Origin of the sequence: Nocardia sp. NPDC060220, assembly GCF_042727815.1 — a bacterium.
Lineage (GTDB): Bacteria > Actinomycetota > Actinomycetes > Mycobacteriales > Mycobacteriaceae > Nocardia.
Genome location: NZ_JBHWZY010001050.1, coordinates 1 through 2,126, shown reverse-complemented (window position 1 = coordinate 2,126; position 2,126 = coordinate 1). Strand labels below are relative to the sequence as shown.

Genomic DNA, 2,126 nt, shown 5'->3' with positions numbered 1-2,126 from the left:
GTATGTGCGCACGCTGTCTCCCTAAACCTTGACGCCGATGTATTTGGTCTCGAGGAATTCGTCGATCCCGGTGAAACCGCCCTCACGCCCGAGCCCCGATTCCTTCACCCCGCCGAACGGCGCGGCCGGATTGGAGACCACGCCCTGGTTCAGGCCGACCATTCCCGTGTCGAGCGCTTCGCAGACGCGCAGGCCGCGACGCAGGTTCTCGGTGAACACGTACGCCACCAGCCCGTACGGGGTGTCGTTGGCGCGGGTGATCGCCTCGTCCTCGGTGTCGAACGTGCCGATCGCGGCGACGGGTCCGAAGATCTCGGTGCGGCACAACTCGGCGTCGTCGGGCACGCCGGTGAGCACGGTCGCCGGGTAGAAGGTGCCCGGTCCGTCGATCGCCGTGCCACCGAGCCGCACCTGGGCGCCGCGCTGCCGGGCGTCGGCCACGAGGTGTTCCACCTTGGCCACGGCCTCGGCGTCGATGAGCGGCCCGACGACAACGCCCGGCTCGGTGCCACGGCCCATCGGCAATGCCGCCATCCGCGTGGCCAGTCGTTCGGCGAATTCCGCAGCGATGCCGCGCTGCACCAGAATTCGGTTCGCGGCCGTACAGGCCTGGCCGATGTTGCGCATCTTGGCGGCGAGCGCGCCCTCGACCGCTTCGTCGAGATCGGCATCGTCGAACACCAGCAGCGGTGCGTTGCCGCCGAGTTCCATCGAGGTGCGCATCACGGTGCGGGCGCACTGTTCCAGGAGAAGTTTCCCGATGGCGGTGGACCCGGTGAAGGAGAGTTTCCGGGAGCGCGGATCGGCGATGAGCGGTGTCATCAGCGCGCCGGGGTCGGCGGTGGTCACCACATTGACCACACCATCGGGCACACCCGCCTCGGCCAGGATCGCCGCGAGCGCCAGCATCGACAGCGGTGTTTGTTCGGCGGGCTTCACCACACAGGTGCAGCCGGCGGCCAGCGCGGGCGCGATCTTGCGGGCGCCCATCGCCATCGGGAAGTTCCACGGCGTGATGAGCAGACTCGGCCCCACCGGCTGCTTCGTCACCAGAAACCGGGATCCCCCCGTCGGCGCGGGCATGTACCCGCCGTCGAGGCGGACGGCTTCCTCGGCGAACCAGCGGAAGAACTCCGCGGCGTAGGCGATTTCGCCGCGCGCCTCGGCGAGCGGCTTGCCCATCTCGAGCGTCATGACCAGGGCGAGGCGTTCGGTGTCGGCCAGCAGCGCGTGGTGCGCGCGCATGAGGACGTCGCTGCGGGTGCGTGCCGGGGTGTGGGCCCAGGCGGCCTGGGCGGCGGCGGCCGCGGCGAGCGCGTCGAGTCCGTCGGACGCGGTCGCGTCCGCCACCGCGCACAGCCGCGCGCCGGTCGCGGGATCGAGGACGGGCAGCGTGGCGACGGACTCACGCCATCGGCCCCCGATGAACAACCCCTGCGGAACGCTGTCGACCGCGGCCCGCTCGGCGGCGCTCAGGGTGTCGAGCAGCTGCGCGCTGCCCCCGGACTCGTCCATGCGGTGCCTGCCTCCCGACGCGGTGGATCAACCGTTGCTGTGAACCCTGCCGCCATGTTATGCATATTGTCAACAATCCGACAATAGACAATCTGGGGAGTCCTTGATGACCGAGCTGTCTCCCGTCCTGAAGCAGGCCACGCCCGTCCACGTCGACCACGGCGCGGGCTGCTACCTCTACGACACCGACGGTCGCCGCTACCTGGATTTCACCGCCGGGATCGGCGTCACCAGTACCGGGCACTGTCACCCCACCGTGGTCGCGGCGGCGCAGGCCCAGGTCGCCAGCCTGATCCACGGCCAATACACCACGGTGCTGCACCGACCGCTGCTCGAGCTCACCGAGCGCCTCGGCGCGGTGCTGCCCGAGGGTTTGGACACGCTGTTCTTCGCCAACTCCGGCAGCGAGGCGGTCGAGGCCGCGCTGCGTCTGGCCCGCCAAGCCACCGGGCGCCCGAACGTGGTCGTCTTCCACGGCGGATTTCACGGCCGCACCGTCGCCGCGGCGACCATGACCACCTCGGGGACCCGGTTCTCGGCGGGGTTCAGCCCGCTGATGTCCGGGGTGCACGTGGCCCCGTTTCCGACGGCCTTCCGCTACGGGTGGAGCG

The 2,126-nt window shown here is 70.1% G+C and carries 2 protein-coding genes; one reads left to right on the top strand and one right to left on the bottom strand.

Features of this window, described 5'->3' with window-relative positions:
* Positions 1-21: 21 nt before the first annotated feature.
* Complete coding sequence (locus ACFWF3_RS33480) at positions 22-1,515, bottom strand: NAD-dependent succinate-semialdehyde dehydrogenase (RefSeq protein WP_379317965.1); 1,494 nt, start codon at positions 1,513-1,515, stop codon at positions 22-24.
* A gap of 106 nt (positions 1,516-1,621) precedes the next feature.
* Here ACFWF3_RS33480 and ACFWF3_RS33475 point away from each other — a divergent pair.
* Positions 1,622-2,126 (top strand): aminotransferase class III-fold pyridoxal phosphate-dependent enzyme (locus ACFWF3_RS33475; RefSeq protein ID WP_379317963.1); only part of this gene is annotated, 505 nt, incomplete at its 3' end.